The following is a 16,922-nucleotide window of genomic DNA, read 5'->3' as shown; positions in this document are numbered from 1 at the left end:
CCTAACCTCAACGGAGTCAGAATAACTGATGGTGAATTCCTTTTGATCAAAGGATGCTGTTGGCTTATTAAGTAGAATGTATTATAGTGATAAAATTTCTATTTTTTCGTTGTTTTATGCGAAATTCTCGAGAATTTTAGAAACGAGGCTAGCATAAATGTATTGAATTTGTTTATAATGAATGGTATGTATTTATTCGTTTCCATCATTTACACATATGATGAATTGATTTAATAGATTTTCGATATACATAGCCATAGAAAGGATGTGCCAGATTTGAGTTTAGCACAGTACTCAAAAACGGATTTAAAAGAAATGTCGATGATTGAGATTGCTTATGCGCTTCTAGAAGAAAAAACAGATCGTCAAGCAATGTCATTCCAAGAAATTATTGCTGGAATTAAAGCAGCAGCTGAAATGTCAGATCAAGAATTAAAAACGAGATTAGCTCAGTTTTATACAGATATTAATATTGATGGTCGCTTTTTAACAGTAGGGGACAACCACTGGGGTCTTCGTGGATGGTATCCTTTTGACCAAGCTGAAGAAGAAGTTATTCCGGTTGCAAAACCTAAAAAGAAAAAAGCGAAAAAAGCTGTTGTTGAAGAAGTTGAAGATTTTGATGATTTAGAAGAAGATTTGGATTATGAAGATGAAGATGATCTAGACGAAGAAGAAGATTTTGAGGACATTGACGAGCTAGAAGAAGATGAAGATGATCTTGCAGAAGACGATTTTGACGATTTAGAAGATGATCTAGACGATGATGATGATGATGAAGATTATGAGGACGACAAAGAAAAATAATCCTTCTTGACTTTTTCAAGCGAAGTAGGTAGAATCTTTTTTGGGCTCTTTAAACAAGCATTTAAAAAGTTTTTATTTAAAATAGACTATTGCTCCCAATCCAGTTTTGGTATTGGGAGCAATTTTTTTATTTTATCTATCCATGTTTTACACCCCGATATGTTCTTATAAATCCTTGATAGAAACTTTCTTTTGGTTCTTGAACGTTTCACATTCATAAGGTTTCTTATAATTTCGCATGCACAATGAATGAATTGTGATTGTTTATGTGAAAACTTTTAATATTGTACAGTTCAAATTATTTAGAGGGGGAAGTATAGATGACAAAGTATATTTTCGTAACAGGCGGTGTTGTATCATCTCTAGGAAAAGGGATTACAGCAGCTTCTTTAGGCCGTTTATTAAAAAACCGTGGGTTGAACGTAACGATTCAAAAGTTTGATCCATATATTAACGTAGACCCAGGAACAATGAGTCCATACCAACACGGTGAGGTATTCGTAACGGATGACGGCGCGGAAACAGACTTAGACTTAGGTCACTATGAGCGTTTTATCGATATTAACTTAAATCGCTACAGCAACGTAACAACAGGTAAAGTATATTCAACAGTATTGAAAAAAGAGCGTCGCGGTGATTATTTAGGCGGAACAGTTCAGGTTATTCCGCACATCACAAATGAAATTAAAGAACGCGTTTTCCGTGCAGGTAAAGAAACAAATGCGGACGTTGTTATTACTGAAATCGGCGGAACGGTAGGAGATATTGAATCACTTCCTTTCCTAGAAGCTATTCGTCAAATCAAAAGTGATATTGGCCGTGACAATGTTATGTATATCCACTGTACACTTGTGCCATATTTAAAAGCTGCTGGTGAAATGAAAACAAAACCAACACAGCATAGTGTAAAAGAGTTACGTAGCTTAGGTATTCAGCCAAATGTTATCGTTGTTCGTACAGAAATGCCAATTTCTGAAGATATGAAAGACAAGCTAGCTTTATTCTGCGACATTGATCCAAAAGCGGTTATTGAGTGTGCAGACGCTGAAACATTATATGAAATTCCACTATCTCTACAAGAGCAGCACCTAGATCAAATCACATGCGATCACTTGAAATTAGATTGCAAAGAAGCAGAAATGACTGAGTGGAAAGCACTGGTTGAAAAAGTAAAAGGACTTTCAAATACAACAAAAATTGCATTGGTTGGTAAGTATGTAGAGCTTCAAGATGCTTATATTTCTGTCGTAGAAGCAATGAAACATGCTGGATATGCATTCGATGCAGATGTAAACATCAAGTGGGTAAACTCGGAATTTGTAACAAAAGAAAATGTTCAAGATTTACTTGGTGATGTAGACGGTATCTTAGTTCCAGGTGGATTTGGTGATCGTGGAATTGAAGGTAAAATTGTAGCAACACAATATGCACGTGAGCAAAAAGTTCCATTCTTAGGTATTTGCTTAGGTATGCAGCTGGCATCAGTTGAGTTTGCGCGTAATGTATTAGGCTTAGAAGGCGCACATTCAGCAGAAATTGCACCTGAAACAAACTATCCAATTATCGACTTATTACCAGAACAAAAAGACGTAGAAGACCTAGGCGGTACACTGCGTTTAGGACTATACCCTTGCAAATTGTCTGAAGATACGCTTGCATATGAAGCATACCAAGATGAAGTAGTATATGAGCGTCATCGTCACCGTTATGAATTTAATAACGAATACCGTCAACAAATGGAAGAGAAAGGCTTTATCTTCTCTGGTACAAGCCCAGACGGCCGTTTAATTGAAATTGTAGAGCTAAAAGACCACCCATGGTTCTTGGCTTCACAATTCCACCCAGAGTTTACTTCTCGTCCAACTAGACCGCAACCATTGTTCAAAGAATTTATTCGCGCATCAATGGAATCAAGTCAAAACAAATAAGTGAAATAAAAAACACGCTGTCTTTAGACAGCGTGTTTTTTATTCATATTCTTCTACGATTTCTTTTAATGTGAAAGTTAAACCGTAGTACGCGTATAAAGCGACCATCATTGCTGGAAAACCAAATCTTGAGCCGTCTTCTCCAGGAATAAGCGGCTTTAACAATTTTGTATCAATATGCGCATCTGCGAGTGCTGTTAAAGAAGGTTCGGCTATCTCTTTAGGAACAGCAGCAATGCTAACAAATGGAATATCGTGTTTCTTTAAACGTTCAGCTATTTCCACTGCTTTATTATCTGTTGAAAATCGAGAGACAAGCAGTACACGATCAACGCTAGTCAGCTGATCTAATTCATGTAAAGGCAAAGCTTTTGCCTGACTTAAAGGTTCTGCACTGCTTAGTGCTTCAAGCGTAATGGCGTGCATTTCTTCTACGCCATAAATATAAATAAATCCTTCTCCGACAGAGGCTTGTGCTAAAATACGCGCGGCATCTTCAAATTGGAATTCTTCTTGTTCTTCAATTCGTTTAAAAAAACCTGAAAGTTGAGTTGTGAAAATTTTAAGCATAGAATCTCCCTTCGATTTAAGCGGCTAAAGCCGTCTATCTACACATTATAACGAAAAAAGCTATCTGTATTCTATCTTGAAATGAGCTACAATGAAAGTAAAGTGCAATGAAGTTGGATAGATGACAAAAAAAGCTATGTTTTGTAACAATTTCTCTAATTAGCAGGGATTTTTGTTTTAAAGGCGAAATACATATGTTAGTTTTGTCTGTAGAAGAGGAATATAAAAGGTGGGATTATATTGGCAGAGAAAATTTTAATTGTTGATGATCAGTATGGTATACGTATTTTATTAACGGAAGTGCTGCAAAAAGAAGGCTATACGACATTTCAAGCGGCGAACGGCTTCCAGGCGATTGATATTACAAAAGAGCAAGCACCGGATCTTGTCTTATTAGATATGAAAATTCCAGGAATGGATGGAATTGAAATTTTAAAAAGGTTAAAGCAGCACGATGAAACGATTAAAGTCATCATTATGACCGCTTATGGTGAATTGGATATGATTCAAGAAGCAAAAGATTTAGGAGCATTAACACACTTTGCAAAACCGTTTGATATTGATGAAATCCGAAAAGTTGTTAGGGAATATATACCAGTAAAGTCGAATTAAGGTTTTGGTAGGGTTTTCATCCTAACAAATTTTGAATATCAGCCTAAAAATGTTGCTGTTTTCATTGTTAGTTGGTATCCTAATTACTGTATTCATAATTCGACAATCTATTATGTAAAGATGCGCGTTGTTTCTACATGAAACACTCAATTCAAGAGCATACTATTTGAGTGTGCCTTTTGGTTAGCATCTAATCTAAGGTTGATTTTAAGGAGGATTTCAATATGCCTTTAGTATCAATGAAAGAAATGCTTATTACAGCAAAAGAACAAGGCTATGCAGTAGGTCAATTTAACTTAAATAACTTAGAGTTTACTCAAGCTATTCTTCAAGCAGCAAAAGAAGAAAACTCTCCGGTTATTCTTGGTGTATCTGAAGGTGCAGCACGCTACATGGGCGGTTTCAAAACTGTTGTAGCAATGGTTGAAGCTCTAATCGAAGATTACGACGTTCAAGTACCAGTTGCAATTCACTTAGATCACGGTTCAAGCTTTGAATCATGTGCAAAAGCAATCCATGCTGGATTCACTTCTGTAATGATCGATGCTTCTCACCACCCATTTGAAGAAAACATTGCAATTACTTCTAAAGTAGTTGAACTAGCTCACTTCCACGGAGTATCTGTAGAAGCAGAACTAGGAACTGTTGGTGGACAAGAAGACGACGTTATTGCTGAGGGCGTTATCTATGCAGATGCTAACGAGTGTGAAGAACTTGTTAACCGTACAGGTATCGATTGCTTAGCTCCAGCATTAGGATCAGTTCACGGACCATACAAAGGTGAACCAAACCTAGGTTTTGCTGAAATGAAAGAAATCGGAGATCGTACAGGCTTACCATTAGTTTTACATGGTGGAACTGGTATTCCAACAAAAGATATCCAAAAATCAGTTTCTTTAGGTACTGCTAAAATCAACGTAAACACTGAAAACCAAATTGCTTCAGCTAAAGCTGTTCGTGAAGTATTAGCTGCGCAACCTGAACAATATGATCCACGTAAATACTTAGGACCTGCTCGCGAAGCAATCAAAGAAACGGTTCAAGGTAAAATGCGTGAATTCGGTTCTTCTAACAAAGCATAATTTGAAATCTTCGGATTGCCTGTTTGCAGTTAGTTGAGTCTGAAAAATAAAACCGTCTTATTTTTATTGTAAGGCGGTTTTATTTTTACTATAATTTTCTTATCATTCTGAATACATAACACAGGGGGATGGCATTCATGAAGTTTTTTATTGATACGGCTAATTTAGACGAAATTAAGGAAGCGCATTCATTAGGTTTGTTAGCGGGGGTTACAACAAATCCTAGTTTAGTAGCTAAAGAGAACATCACGTTTGAAGATCGTCTTCGTGAAATTACAGAGTTCGTTGAAGGGTCTGTAAGTGCAGAAGTGATTGCGCTTGATGCAGAAGGCATGATTCGCGAAGGAAAAGAGCTTGCTGCGATTGCGCCGAATATTACAATCAAGGTACCGATGACTCCAGATGGCTTAAAAGCAGTAAAAGAATTTACTAGTTTAGGTATTAAGACAAACGTTACGCTTATTTTCTCAGCTAACCAAGCGTTAATGGCAGCAAGAGCAGGTGCTACTTACGTATCGCCTTTCTTAGGAAGATTAGACGATATTGGTTTTAATGGCCTCGATTTAATCTCAGATATCGCAGATATTTTTGCGATTCATGACATTCCATCAGAAATTATTGCAGCATCTATTCGTCATCCGATGCACGTAACAGAAGCTGCAAAAAATGGAGCACATATTGCGACAATTCCTTACAAAGTTTTAGTGCAATTGTTCAAACATCCGTTAACAAATGCAGGAATTGACCAATTTTTAGCGGATTGGGAAAAACGAAATGTCTAAACATGTATAAATTTGTGTGGCATTTACCATCCTGACAGGTGAATGCCATATTTTTCTTTTATCTTGTCGAAACTATACATGATTTTTTCATTTTCGTGTACACTAGTAGGTAATAGGAAAAATAACCATTCTTTTAGGTATTCTTTGTACCAAAATTTTCCTCAATTACTAGGTGAGAAACTTTCTTTCACTAGAAGGGAGCTATAAATGGAAAAGTTAAAAATACAAGGTGGCTTTACCTTAAGTGGATCCGTCCGCGTCAGTGGTGCTAAAAATAGTGCCGTTGCGCTTATTCCAGCAACAATTTTAGCCGAGTCACCTGTTACAATTGAAGGTCTGCCCGATATTTCAGACGTGCAGTTATTAGGGGATTTAGTTGAAGAAATTGGTGGGAAAGTAACCATTGATAACGACGAATTAACAGTAGATCCATCCGGAATGGTTGCAATGCCTTTACCGAACGGAAAAGTAAAAAAATTACGCGCTTCTTATTATTTAATGGGGGCGATGTTGGGACGCTTTAAAAAAGCGGTAGTTGGGCTTCCAGGAGGCTGTTACCTTGGTCCTAGACCAATCGATCAGCACATTAAAGGCTTTGAAGCTCTTGGCGCTAAAGTAACAAATGAGCAAGGAGCTATTTACATCCGAGCTGAGGAACTGATTGGTGCTCGAATTTATTTAGACGTTGTCAGCGTAGGAGCAACAATCAATATTATGCTCGCTGCTGTAAGAGCAAAAGGGCGTACCGTTATTGAGAATGCTGCTAAAGAGCCTGAAATTATTGATGTAGCTACGTTACTGACAAGTATGGGTGCCCGTATTAAAGGTGCAGGTACGGATGTTATTCGAATTGATGGAGTAGATCAATTAAAAGGCTGCCGTCATTCCATCATTCCAGACCGAATTGAAGCAGGCACGTATATGATCATGGGAGCGAGTATGGGAAAAGAAGTTGTTGTTGACAACGTTATCCCTCAGCATTTGGAGTCATTAACGGCTAAAATGCGTGAGATGGGTATTCATATCGAAACAAGCTCAGATCAGATTCTTGTAGCGACTCGCCAGCTATTGAAGCCCGTAGATATTAAGACGCTAGTATATCCAGGTTTTCCAACTGATCTACAGCAGCCATTTACGACGCTTCTAACAAGAGCGTCTGGTACAAGCGTTGTGACGGATACAATTTACGGTGCAAGGTTTAAGCATATTGATGAGCTGAGACGAATGAATGCATCTGTTAAGGTAGAAGGACGTTCTGCTATTATCAATGGTCCCATTCACTTACAAGGTGCGCGTGTGAAAGCGTCGGACTTACGAGCAGGAGCAGCTCTCGTAACCGCTGGCTTAATGGCCAAAGGGATTACAGAGGTAACGGGTTTAGAGCACATTGACCGAGGTTACAGTCATTTAGTAGACAAGCTATCGGATTTAGGGGCAATGGTTTGGCGTGAAGAGATGACTCAAGAGGAAATTGAGCAATTTCAAAATTCATAGAGGCAAATCGGTGCCACAGTCATGAAACCAAAGTCTAGAAATGAGCTTTTTAATAAGCTACACAGGCGTAGGAGCGTTCTTCTATGTCTGTGTAGCTTATATATTTATGAATAGGGTAAATAGATAAAAAGGGAAGCTAAAAGATAAATTTCATTTCTTATTTTAACGTCCAGTTTATTTCCTTTAATGTGAAATTATGAAAAGGTTTTCCTCGCTTCTCGTAAGCTATTAAATTTCCTTTTTTTATTCATCTTCTAAAGTAAAAAAAGATTGATTAAAAAGATAGAAAAAGGTTAGAATATAAATTGCTACGTTAAATTTATCAAGATAATATAAATGGTTTTATGTCGGAATTATTCTTCTAAAAGTGTATAGTTAATCAATTGATTCTACTTATTATACTTCAAAGGTTATATTCTCCATTTTCACAGATTTATTCCATCCATATCATCTCTCAATTTTATATTTGAATTTAATATGGGAGGAACGGTTAAAAATTATTCATTATAAAGCGTGGTGTCCTAATGAACTTAACATTATCCAGTTTAGAAAATATGAAATTAAAAGAGCTATATGAACATGCTCGTGAGTATAAAGTTTCGTACTATAGTAAATTAACGAAAAAAGAACTTGTCTTTGCTATTTTAAAGGCTCAAGCTGAACAAGATGGGCTTTTATTTATGGAAGGCGTTCTTGAAATTATTCAGTCAGAAGGATTCGGTTTCTTACGACCAATTAACTATTCACCGAGTTCAGAAGATATTTATATCTCGGCTTCACAAATTCGTCGCTTCGATCTGCGTAATGGAGACAAGGTATCGGGGAAAGTTCGTCCTCCAAAAGAAAATGAGCGCTACTACGGATTATTACATGTAGAAGCAGTAAACGGAGAAGATCCGGAAACGTCAAAAGATCGCGTGCATTTTCCAGCGCTAACGCCAATTTATCCAAATGAGCAAATGCTGCTGGAAACTCAGCCAAGAAGTTTCTCTACGCGTATTATTGACTTGATTTCACCAATTGGATTTGGGCAAAGGGGACTAATTGTCGCGCCGCCAAAAGCAGGTAAAACGATGCTGTTAAAAGAAATTGCCAATAGCATTACAACAAATCATCCTGATGCAGAATTGATTGTCCTTCTTATCGATGAGCGTCCTGAGGAAGTGACGGACATTGAGCGTTCGGTTGACGGTGATGTTGTCAGTTCTACATTTGACGAAGTGCCAGAAAACCACATTAAAGTAGCAGAACTTGTCCTTGAACGTGCGATGAGATTAGTTGAACACAAAAAAGATGTTGTCATTTTGATGGATAGCATCACAAGACTTGCTCGTGCTTATAACTTAGTTATTCCACCGAGCGGTCGTACACTATCAGGGGGTATTGACCCGGCTGCTTTTCACCGTCCAAAACGATTCTTTGGAGCTGCTCGTAACATTGAAGATGGAGGCAGCTTAACCATTCTAGCAACAGCCTTAATTGATACAGGCTCTCGTATGGATGATGTTATTTATGAAGAATTTAAAGGTACAGGTAACATGGAACTGCATCTAGATCGTTCACTAGCTGAAAAACGTATCTTCCCTGCGATTGACATTCGTCGCTCAGGAACACGTAAAGAAGAGCTGTTAATTCCAAAAGAGCATTTAGACCACTTATGGGCAATTCGTAAATCAATGGCAGATGCTCCTGATTTTGCAGAAAAATTCTTAAAACGTTTACGTCAAACAAAGACAAATGAAGAGTTCTTCTCGATGTTAACGGAAGAGAAAAAAACGCTTCTAGCAAATAAACGATAAGTTATAAAACATGTGGTTGCAAAAGCATACAACCCTTGTTATAATTTCATCATGTGTGTTGATAAAGTACACAGTGAAATAGTTATTATTTCATCACTATCTTTATCAATAAACTCTGTTTCAGAATGATTCAGGGCGGAAGGAGATGAAACGAATGAAAACAGGAATTCATCCAAACTATAAAACAGTTATGGTTAAATGTACTTGCGGAAACGAATTTGAAAGTGGTTCTGTAAAAGAAGAGATCCGCGTTGAGACTTGTTCTGAATGTCACCCATTCTACACTGGTCGTCAAAAATTCGCTGAAGCTGGTGGCCGTGTTGATCGCTTCAACAAAAAATACGGTCTTAAATAATCACATTGTCGAAACAAACAGGCAAGTAGCTTAACTTCTTGCCTGTTTTTTTGCTTATAAAAGTAGAAAAACAGGGTCTGCTTGATAAAAAAGTGGGTACTTTATCATAGGAATAAGATCTACATAGAAGACGTAGATTAAGTTAGTAGCGGTTCGCTCAGCAACGGAACGAGAAGAAGGGAGAGTCCCGCAGTGGTGTACGTAATGAAACAAAGCGGTTGGATAGAAGTAATTTGTGGCAGTATGTTTTCAGGGAAATCAGAAGAGTTGATTCGACGTGTGCGCCGTACGCAGTTTGCTAAACAAAAAGCACAAGTATTCAAGCCTGCAATTGATAATCGATATAGCGAAGAAGCTGTCGTTTCACATAATGGTACATCTGTTATGGCTTATTCAATCTCGGCATCGCGCGATATTTTAAAGCGAGTAGATGAAGAGACAGACGTAGTAGCGATAGATGAAGTACAGTTTTTTGACACAGATATTTTAGAAATTGTTCAATCTTTAGCGGATCAAGGCTTTCGTGTGATTGTAGCGGGGTTAGATCAAGACTTCAAAGGTGAACCTTTTGGACAAATGCCGCAGTTAATGGCTATTGCAGAATCGGTAACAAAGCTACAGGCCGTGTGCGCTTCATGTGGCTCTCCTGCGAGCCGTACGCAGCGTTTGATTAACGGTGAGCCTGCTTCTTATGACGACCCTATTATTTTAGTCGGTGCGTCTGAATCGTACGAACCAAGATGTCGTCATTGCCACGTGGTGCAAAAGTCTAAAGGACAAGCTGTGTCTGTGGACTCAAGCGAAATGGTCGAAAAATAAAGCAAGAATTTTATGATGATAAAAACAGAACGCGCAGTTCTGTTTTTTTGTTCATATACGTGTATTAACAAGGTTTTGACTCTATTTTAAAGCTATACTATAATTACAATGTTATGGATAAAGAATGAGGTGAATGACGTGTTTGATCGTTTAGAAGCGGTAGAGGCGCGCTATGAGAAGTTAAACGAACTTCTGAGTGACCCTGAGATCGTAAACAACCCCTCTAAGTTGAGAGAATATTCGAAGGAACAATCAGATATACAACAAACGGTAGCTGCTTATCAGGAATACAAAGATGTAAAAGAGCAGTTATCAGAAGCGAAAACGATGCTTGAAGATAAGCTTGATGCAGATATGCGTGACATGGTAAAAGAAGAAATTGCCGAGTTAGAAACGCAGCAAGAAGAGCTAGTTGAAAAGCTACGTATTTTATTAATTCCAAAAGATCCAAACGATGATAAAAACGTAATCATGGAGGTTCGTGGAGCGGCTGGTGGAGATGAAGCAGCATTATTCGCAGCTAATTTGTACCGCATGTATTCGCGCTTTGCTGAATCACAAGGCTGGAAAACAGAAGTAATGGAAGCAACGACTACTGGAGTAGGCGGTTATAAAGAAATTATCTTTATGATTAACGGTAAAGGTGCGTACTCAAAGATGAAATTTGAAAACGGTGCACATCGTGTTCAACGAGTTCCTGAAACAGAATCAGGCGGTCGTATTCATACATCTACAGCAACAGTAGCATGTCTTCCTGAAGCGGAAGAAGTCGAAGTGGACATTCATGAAAAAGACATCCGTGTAGATACATTTGCTTCAAGTGGACCTGGTGGCCAAAGTGTTAATACGACGATGTCAGCCGTTCGTTTAACGCATTTACCAACAAATACAGTGGTATCATGTCAAGATGAAAAGTCTCAGATTAAAAATAAAGAAAAAGCAATGAAAGTATTGCGTGCTCGCGTGTACGATAAGTTCCAGCGAGAAGCACAAGCAGAGTACGATGCAACGCGCAAACAAGCAGTTGGATCAGGAGATCGCTCCGAGCGTATCCGTACGTATAACTTCCCGCAAAATCGCGTAACGGACCACCGTATTGGTCTGACGATTCAAAAGCTAGATCAAATCTTAGAAGGCAAGCTTGATGAAATTATTGATGCATTAGTCATGGAAGACCAAGCGCGCCGAATGGAAGATTCGAACTAATGAAAGTATTTGAAGCCCTTAAGTGGGCTTCTTCTTTTTTGAAAGAGGCAAAGCGAGATGAAAACGCGGGAGAACTCTTGCTTCGCCATCACTTGCAGATGACGAGAACTCATTTGCTAGGTTCTCTGCAGGAAGAACTAGAAGAAGAAAGTCTAAAAAGATTTGAACAAGATGTCCATGCTCATAAAGCAGGTATGCCTGTACAATATCTAATCGGGACAGAAGAATTTTACGGGCGTTCATTTATTGTAAACGAACATGTATTAATTCCAAGACCCGAAACGGAAGAGCTGGTATACGGAATGATTTCTCGAATAAAAAAAGAATTTCAACACCAGCCTATTGAGCTTGTAGATATTGGAACGGGAAGTGGGGCAATTGCTATCACTTTAGCTTTGGAGCTTGACAGAGTGGAAGTTACAGCAACAGATATAGCTATAGAATCTTTAAGCGTAGCCAAAGAAAATGCTCAAAACCTCGACGCTGCCGTCACGTTTATACAGGGAGATCTATTACAACCATTTCTATTATCGAATCAGAAATTTGATGTAATTGTGTCTAATCCGCCTTATATTCCAGCAGATGATGAGTTGTCCACAGTGGTAAAAGATCATGAGCCAAACCGAGCTCTTTTTGGTGGAAAAGATGGCCTGGATTTTTATCGGCGTTTCATGGAAGAGTTGCCATATGTGACGAAGTCAAATAGTATTATTGGATTTGAAGTCGGGGCCGGACAGACAAAAGATGTAGCTGAGATGCTGCAAAAAACGTTTCCGACAGCTTTTGTAGAATGTGTATATGATATTAATGAAAAAGATCGAATGGTTTTTGCACAACTTCGCGAGAACTAAAAAATCAGAGGGAATGATTTTCCCTTTGATTTTTGAAAATCATGCATTTTTTTACTAAATTACTAGTTTAAGATATCTTGCTTTCGGCCATACTGTTCCTATGAAAGGGCGGTGGCCGAAATGAAGAAATATGCTATCATTTATTTTATTTTATTAATTATTGGAGCAAATGCTCAACTTATATATACACATAACCAAGTGCAGGCAGATCAGCCTGCAGTCATTCCAGACGAGGCAATTCGACTGCGCATTTTAGCAAACAGCGACGGTGAAAAAGACCAGTACGTAAAACGTCTGATTCGTGACCGCGTGAACGAACAAATCACAGAATGGGTAAAAGATTTAACATCTGTAACTGTAGCTCGAAAAACAATTAAAGAAAATTTGCCGGCGCTTGAAACAATTGCGAAAGAAGTGCTAAAAGAAGAAGGCGTAAATGAATCTGTTCATGTTAAATTCGGAAAAGTAGAGTTTCCTACTAAGTTGTACGGTCAGTTTTTATATCCAGCAGGTGAGTATGAAGCCGTACTTATTACTCTTGGCAAAGGAGAGGGAGCAAACTGGTGGTGTGTACTATTTCCTCCTTTATGCTTCTTAGATTTCTCAAACGGTGAAGCGGTAAAAGCGCCGGAGCCATCTGAAGAAGAGCCAAAGGAAGAAAAAGAGAAACCAGCAGCTTCTGAATCAAAATCTGCAGACAAAACAGATGACAAATCGGCTGAAAGTAAAGAGCCTGCAGTGAAAACAGAAATTCAATCTGCAACTATTACATCGGATTCTATTGAGCAGAAAGCTGAGGAGTCTTCTCAACCAACAGTATCTTCTAAAGAAGCAATTGCAAAAGATACAAGTGCAGTAAAGGAAGACACAAGTGCTAAGGCTGAAAAAAAGGAAAGTAAAGAAGCTGAAAAGTCTGTTTCATCTAAGAAAAAAGCTGATTCTAAATCAAAAGAAGATTCTGTAGAAGTTAAGTTTTTTGTAGTAGAATGGGTATCGTCAGTATTTAATTAATAGAATCATTAAAAATAAAATTCAGTTCTACTTTTTTTAATCATCTCATAGATTTGTTACTAGAAAACAAGTTGAGGTGATTAAAATGAGAGAACAATTAAAGATTGCCAGTGAAAATGATTATATTCGAATTCAGCAGTTTTTACAAAAAGCGGGCATCAGCACAGCAGGTGTGGAAGAGCATATTCATCAATTTGTCATAATGGAAAATGAAGAAGGCGAGTTGCTAGCAACAGTTGGGTTTGAAAAAGAAGGTGTGGATGGAATTCTCCGCTCCCTTGTCGTGTCTCCTTCTTTAATGCAATCTGATATTCTGCTGCTATTTAAAAGCATCGTCCAACTGGCTCAAAAGCATGGCGTAAAGCAACTATATTTACTAACAAATAAGGCATCTTCTCTACATTTTTTTCAAATGATGAATTTTCAGCAAACATCTTACAGTGCATTGCCTGAGTTGTTAAAAGAACATTCTTATTTAAAAAAGTTACCAAACCCTCAGGATGTCTATGTGATGTTTTATGCAGCTAGTTAAAAGAAAATGTGGATAAATCATTTTAATGGGGTATCCACAATGTTATTCACAAAAACATAAGCTTTATCCACATTTTGTGGATAAAGCTTGTTTGTTGATATAATGAATGCATGTATTTTACTATCTTTGATACATATTGTACTTTTAAAGTAAAAAAAACCTAGATATAGAAAGAAAAAGGAGTTGAAGAAGATGGAAACTAAGTTATGGGTTGTGGATAATTTTACGAACGAAAAAGATATTTATCCACAGATAGAAGAAGCAGCAGATTTGCTGCGCAATCACGAAGTGGTTGCTTTTCCTACAGAGACGGTGTATGGATTAGGAGGAGACGCAACATCGGATAAAGCTGTGGATAAAATTTTTGCAGCGAAAGGACGTCCTAGTGATAACCCTCTTATTGTTCATATTGGAGATAAAGAGCAGCTTCATACATTTGTAGAGTCGATTCCTTCAAAAGCAGAGAAAGTGATCGATGCTTTTTGGCCGGGTCCTCTTACAGTAATATTACCCAAAAAAGATCGAGTTTCAGATAAGGTTACGGCTGGTTTAAACAGCATTGCAGTGAGAATGCCCTCACATCCAGTAGCCCTCGCATTATTAAAAAAAGTGGCTTTGCCTATCGCAGCTCCTAGTGCAAACCTTTCCGGCAAGCCAAGTCCCACTCTAGCTCATCATGTGATGAATGATTTAGAAGGGCGTATTAGCGGAGTTGTAGATGGAGGAGCAACAGGGGTAGGAGTAGAGTCCACTGTCCTTGATTGTACAGAAGAGATTCCTATCATTTTACGGCCGGGCGGCATTACTCAGAAAGAGTTGGAAAATGTCATTGGTCCCGTAAAAGTAGATCGAGCGTTACTAAGTGATAAAGAAGCGCCAAAATCTCCAGGTATGAAATACACGCATTACGCACCTGATGCACCGCTTGTCATCGTTGACGGCAGTTCAGATTTTTTCCAGTCTATTATTGATGGCTATAAAGATCAGGGTAAGCGAGTGGGGGTATTAACGACATCTGAACATGAAGATGCGTATAAAGCGGATGCGGTTATCACATGTGGATCTCGTTCAAATTTAGAGACGGTTGCTAGCCATTTATACGAGTCGCTTCGTTCATTTAATGAGTGTGACGTAGATATTATCGTTAGTGAAAGTTTTTCTGAAGAAGGAGTCGGTCATGCCGTTATGAACCGATTAATGAAAGCTGCAGGACATCACGTGATTAAGCAATAAAATTCATCTTCTAAACCTTTTCGAATGTGCATATTTTGAAATAGGAGCACGTCCGAGGAGGGTAAAGATGAATGTATCTCAGTTAATTAGTGAAATGATCACGTTAGTCATTATGGCGTTTGCCTTAGGAATGGATGCTTTCTCAGTTGGTTTGGGAATGGGATTAATTCGTTTACGCTTTCGCCAAATTTTCTACATTGGTGTTGTTATCGGTGTATTTCATATTTGGATGCCGCTGTTAGGCATGTTTATTGGACGACTTTTGTCTGATAAACTTGGAATGTTTGCTACCTATGGCGGTGGAATTTTATTGCTGATTCTTGGGGCGCAGATGATTTATTCCTCCTTTAAGCATGACGATACGCCGTTTATCAAACCAGTTGGCTTGGGACTGTTATTTTTTGCGCTCAGCGTGAGTCTAGATAGTTTTTCTGTTGGACTTAGCTTAGGTATTTTTGGAGCAAGAACGTTTTTGACCATTATTGTTTTTGGCGTAGTGAGTATGCTATTAACTTGGTTAGGACTGCTGCTAGGCAGAAGAGTACAAGGCTGGCTTGGTTCATATAGTGAGGCACTGGGCGGAAGCATTTTATTAGCTTTTGGAATCAAATTGTTACTACCTTTTTAACTATATAAATAGGTAAAGGATCATGACCATGCAGGTTATGGTCTTTTTTTGCTTCTTTTGGATTGCAGCGATAAAAGAAGGAAAGCGAAGTCGTTTTTTCGAGATGGATGAAGCGATAATGGATAAAAAATACCCGGAAAAGCTAACTGGATTTATGCAAGCAATAGAGATACAATAGGGTGGAATATCAACATAGTCGAACATAGTGAAAGCAAGGGAGGATGTATCTTGAAAAACATCTTATTTGTATGTACAGGAAACACGTGCCGCAGCCCTATGGCAGAAGCGTTGCTCAAAGCTAAGGAGATAGATGGAATAAACGTGAAGTCTGCAGGCGTATTCGCTTCAAATGGAAGTGAAGCTTCTGTTCATGCACAAGTTGCCCTTCACCAGAAAGGCATAGCTTGTTCTCATGCTTCGGCAGCATTAACGGAAGAACAATTGATGTGGGCTACTTATATTTTTACGATGACGGAGCAGCATAAAATGCTGATTTTGAACCAAGCTCCGTACGTAAGTGATAAATTATTTACGCTAAAAGAATTTGCCGACGAGCAAGGTGAAGTATCTGATCCGTTTGGCGGATCATTACAGACGTACGAACAGACTTTAGAAGAGTTAGAGCGTATGATTAACAAAATAGTCGACAAATTATAAAAGGTCCCATAAATTTTTGCTGGCTTAAAATGAACAGAAATTTAATATAAGACAAAGGTATGTATGAGGAGGAAACAAAGATGAAAGTAGCTATTGCATCTGACCACGGCGGTATAAATTTGCGACAGGAAATTATCTCTTTAATGGAAGAATTAAATATTGAATATGTGGATTTAGGGTGTGAATGCACAGCGTCTGTAGACTATCCGGATTATGCACTTCCCGTTGCTCAAAAAGTGGCGAGCCAAGAAGTAAGTCGAGGCATTCTTATTTGTGGAACAGGCATCGGTATGAGTATAGCAGCTAATAAAGTAAAAGGAATTCGCTGCGCTCTAGTGCATGATACGTTCAGTGCAAAAGCGACAAGAGAACATAATGATAGCAACATTTTGGCAATGGGTGAACGTGTCATTGGGCCGGGACTTGCACGTGAAATTGTGAAAATTTGGTTAATGACAGACTTTGAAGGCGGCCGACATGAAAATCGCGTGAATAAAATTAAACAGTATGAGCAGCAAAGCGATGCAACAGTAACTGTATAATATGAACGTATTCA

General features: G+C 38.4%; 19 protein-coding genes. 18 read left to right on the top strand and 1 reads right to left on the bottom strand.

Annotation, left to right across the window (positions count from 1 at the left end):
• Nucleotides 1–276 precede the first annotated feature (276 nt).
• Nucleotides 277–807, top strand: coding sequence for a DNA-directed RNA polymerase subunit delta (gene rpoE / locus Q5794_RS26550; protein WP_215054861.1), 531 nt, complete (start codon nt 277–279; stop codon nt 805–807).
• Nucleotides 808–1,127: 320 nt separating this feature from the next.
• On the top strand, nt 1,128–2,735 hold the full coding sequence (locus Q5794_RS26545; protein WP_014457748.1) for a CTP synthase: 1,608 nt from the start codon (nt 1,128–1,130) through the stop codon (nt 2,733–2,735).
• Nucleotides 2,736–2,774: 39 nt separating this feature from the next.
• Here the strand turns inward: Q5794_RS26545 and Q5794_RS26540 are convergent, their stop codons facing one another.
• Complete coding sequence (locus Q5794_RS26540; RefSeq protein WP_215054860.1) at nt 2,775–3,305, bottom strand: DUF2529 family protein; 531 nt, start codon at nt 3,303–3,305, stop codon at nt 2,775–2,777.
• A gap of 237 nt (nt 3,306–3,542) precedes the next feature.
• Between Q5794_RS26540 and Q5794_RS26535 the strand changes: the two genes are divergently transcribed.
• The 16 genes from Q5794_RS26535 (at nt 3,543) to rpiB (ending at nt 16,908) form a co-directional block, all read left to right on the top strand.
• Nucleotides 3,543–3,917: a response regulator gene (locus Q5794_RS26535; protein ID WP_087944205.1), complete on the top strand. Its 375-nt coding sequence runs from the start codon at nt 3,543–3,545 to the stop codon at nt 3,915–3,917.
• 224 nt (nt 3,918–4,141) lie between these two features.
• Nucleotides 4,142–4,999, top strand: coding sequence for a class II fructose-bisphosphate aldolase (locus tag Q5794_RS26530; protein ID WP_013059826.1), 858 nt, complete (start codon nt 4,142–4,144; stop codon nt 4,997–4,999).
• A 137-nt stretch (nt 5,000–5,136) separates the two neighbouring features.
• Nucleotides 5,137–5,781 (top strand): fructose-6-phosphate aldolase, encoded by a 645-nt coding sequence (gene fsa / locus Q5794_RS26525; protein ID WP_215054859.1) that lies wholly within the window; start codon nt 5,137–5,139, stop codon nt 5,779–5,781.
• Nucleotides 5,782–5,988: 207 nt separating this feature from the next.
• Entirely contained in the window at nt 5,989–7,275 is a 1,287-nt protein-coding gene (locus tag Q5794_RS26520; RefSeq protein WP_215054858.1) for a UDP-N-acetylglucosamine 1-carboxyvinyltransferase, read from the top strand.
• Between the two features lie 524 nt (nt 7,276–7,799).
• Nucleotides 7,800–9,074 (top strand): transcription termination factor Rho, encoded by a 1,275-nt coding sequence (rho, locus tag Q5794_RS26515; protein WP_013059823.1) that lies wholly within the window; start codon nt 7,800–7,802, stop codon nt 9,072–9,074.
• Between the two features lie 154 nt (nt 9,075–9,228).
• The gene (gene rpmE, locus Q5794_RS26510) at nt 9,229–9,429 is read left to right on the top strand and encodes a 50S ribosomal protein L31 (protein ID WP_013085477.1); all 201 of its coding nucleotides are present in this window, start codon (nt 9,229–9,231) and stop codon (nt 9,427–9,429) included.
• A gap of 204 nt (nt 9,430–9,633) precedes the next feature.
• The gene (locus Q5794_RS26505) at nt 9,634–10,248 is read left to right on the top strand and encodes a thymidine kinase (RefSeq protein WP_226897604.1); all 615 of its coding nucleotides are present in this window, start codon (nt 9,634–9,636) and stop codon (nt 10,246–10,248) included.
• Nucleotides 10,249–10,386: 138 nt separating this feature from the next.
• Entirely contained in the window at nt 10,387–11,454 is a 1,068-nt protein-coding gene (prfA, locus tag Q5794_RS26500) for a peptide chain release factor 1 (RefSeq protein ID WP_013059820.1), read from the top strand.
• Complete coding sequence (prmC, locus tag Q5794_RS26495) at nt 11,454–12,305, top strand: peptide chain release factor N(5)-glutamine methyltransferase (RefSeq protein ID WP_374988565.1); 852 nt, start codon at nt 11,454–11,456, stop codon at nt 12,303–12,305. The genes prfA and prmC overlap by 1 nt, the downstream gene beginning before the upstream one ends.
• A gap of 120 nt (nt 12,306–12,425) precedes the next feature.
• On the top strand, nt 12,426–13,316 hold the full coding sequence (gene spoIIR / locus Q5794_RS26490; protein ID WP_192997069.1) for a stage II sporulation protein R: 891 nt from the start codon (nt 12,426–12,428) through the stop codon (nt 13,314–13,316).
• A gap of 85 nt (nt 13,317–13,401) precedes the next feature.
• Entirely contained in the window at nt 13,402–13,848 is a 447-nt protein-coding gene (locus Q5794_RS26485; protein WP_013059817.1) for a GNAT family N-acetyltransferase, read from the top strand.
• Nucleotides 13,849–14,040: 192 nt separating this feature from the next.
• Complete coding sequence (locus tag Q5794_RS26480; protein WP_013059816.1) at nt 14,041–15,081, top strand: L-threonylcarbamoyladenylate synthase; 1,041 nt, start codon at nt 14,041–14,043, stop codon at nt 15,079–15,081.
• Between the two features lie 67 nt (nt 15,082–15,148).
• Nucleotides 15,149–15,709, top strand: coding sequence for a manganese efflux pump MntP family protein (locus Q5794_RS26475; protein ID WP_215054857.1), 561 nt, complete (start codon nt 15,149–15,151; stop codon nt 15,707–15,709).
• Between the two features lie 22 nt (nt 15,710–15,731).
• Nucleotides 15,732–15,887, top strand: coding sequence for a hypothetical protein (locus Q5794_RS26470; RefSeq protein ID WP_215054856.1), 156 nt, complete (start codon nt 15,732–15,734; stop codon nt 15,885–15,887).
• Between the two features lie 50 nt (nt 15,888–15,937).
• Nucleotides 15,938–16,366 (top strand): low molecular weight protein arginine phosphatase, encoded by a 429-nt coding sequence (locus Q5794_RS26465; RefSeq protein ID WP_025752493.1) that lies wholly within the window; start codon nt 15,938–15,940, stop codon nt 16,364–16,366.
• A gap of 80 nt (nt 16,367–16,446) precedes the next feature.
• On the top strand, nt 16,447–16,908 hold the full coding sequence (rpiB, locus tag Q5794_RS26460; protein WP_215054855.1) for a ribose 5-phosphate isomerase B: 462 nt from the start codon (nt 16,447–16,449) through the stop codon (nt 16,906–16,908).
• Nucleotides 16,909–16,922 lie beyond the last annotated feature (14 nt).

The organism is Priestia megaterium, from assembly GCF_041941685.1.
Classification (GTDB): Bacteria; Bacillota; Bacilli; order Bacillales; family Bacillaceae_H; genus Priestia; species Priestia megaterium_C.
The sequence above is the reverse complement of the archived record's forward strand: the minus strand, read 5'-3'. Positions and strand labels throughout refer to the sequence as shown.

Bases quoted from the DNA above. Each gene is read 5' to 3' on its own strand.
- Q5794_RS26545 (WP_014457748.1), top strand. From the start codon at position 1,128: ATGACAAAGTATATTTTCGTAACAGGCGGTGTTGTATCATCTCTAGGA.
- Q5794_RS26540 (WP_215054860.1), bottom strand. From the start codon at position 3,305: ATGCTTAAAATTTTCACAACTCAACTTTCAGGTTTTTTTAAACGAATT.
- Q5794_RS26530 (WP_013059826.1), top strand. From the start codon at position 4,142: ATGCCTTTAGTATCAATGAAAGAAATGCTTATTACAGCAAAAGAACAA.
- fsa (WP_215054859.1), top strand. From the start codon at position 5,137: ATGAAGTTTTTTATTGATACGGCTAATTTAGACGAAATTAAGGAAGCG.
- Q5794_RS26520 (WP_215054858.1), top strand. From the start codon at position 5,989: ATGGAAAAGTTAAAAATACAAGGTGGCTTTACCTTAAGTGGATCCGTC.
- rho (WP_013059823.1), top strand. From the start codon at position 7,800: ATGAACTTAACATTATCCAGTTTAGAAAATATGAAATTAAAAGAGCTA.
- rpmE (WP_013085477.1), top strand. From the start codon at position 9,229: ATGAAAACAGGAATTCATCCAAACTATAAAACAGTTATGGTTAAATGT.
- Q5794_RS26505 (WP_226897604.1), top strand. From the start codon at position 9,634: ATGAAACAAAGCGGTTGGATAGAAGTAATTTGTGGCAGTATGTTTTCA.
- prmC (WP_374988565.1), top strand. From the start codon at position 11,454: ATGAAAGTATTTGAAGCCCTTAAGTGGGCTTCTTCTTTTTTGAAAGAG.
- spoIIR (WP_192997069.1), top strand. From the start codon at position 12,426: ATGAAGAAATATGCTATCATTTATTTTATTTTATTAATTATTGGAGCA.
- Q5794_RS26485 (WP_013059817.1), top strand. From the start codon at position 13,402: ATGAGAGAACAATTAAAGATTGCCAGTGAAAATGATTATATTCGAATT.
- Q5794_RS26480 (WP_013059816.1), top strand. From the start codon at position 14,041: ATGGAAACTAAGTTATGGGTTGTGGATAATTTTACGAACGAAAAAGAT.
- Q5794_RS26475 (WP_215054857.1), top strand. From the start codon at position 15,149: ATGAATGTATCTCAGTTAATTAGTGAAATGATCACGTTAGTCATTATG.
- Q5794_RS26470 (WP_215054856.1), top strand. From the start codon at position 15,732: ATGACCATGCAGGTTATGGTCTTTTTTTGCTTCTTTTGGATTGCAGCG.
- rpiB (WP_215054855.1), top strand. From the start codon at position 16,447: ATGAAAGTAGCTATTGCATCTGACCACGGCGGTATAAATTTGCGACAG.